Source organism: Lacticaseibacillus thailandensis DSM 22698 = JCM 13996, assembly GCF_001436135.1.
Lineage (GTDB): Bacteria > Bacillota > Bacilli > Lactobacillales > Lactobacillaceae > Lacticaseibacillus > Lacticaseibacillus thailandensis.
This window is the reverse complement of the sequence record NZ_AYZK01000022.1, coordinates 1-265: the sequence shown is the minus strand read 5'-3', so window position 1 is coordinate 265 and position 265 is coordinate 1. Positions and strand designations below refer to the sequence as shown.

General features: G+C 60.0%; 1 protein-coding gene. It reads left to right on the top strand.

Annotated features, from left to right (window positions below):
- On the top strand, positions 1 to 265 hold a 265-nt coding region (locus FD19_RS09805; protein ID WP_162259469.1), incomplete at both ends, for a hypothetical protein.

The following is a 265-nucleotide window of genomic DNA, read 5'->3' as shown; positions in this document are numbered from 1 at the left end:
CGACGTTTGATACGGATGATGAGACCGGGCAGACGGTCACGCTGCAGTACACGGCTAATGGTGATTACACGGTTACGACGCCGGGTGGCCAGGAATCGACGCCAACGCCATACCAGACCGACCCAACTGACCCGAAGAAGGCTACGGGGACAGTGCCAGGTGAACCAGGATACACGCCGACGGTCACAGGCGGCAAGTTAACCGAGACGCCGACAGGCGACTACACGCTTACACCAGATGACCCAACCAAGCCCGCCACAGTCAC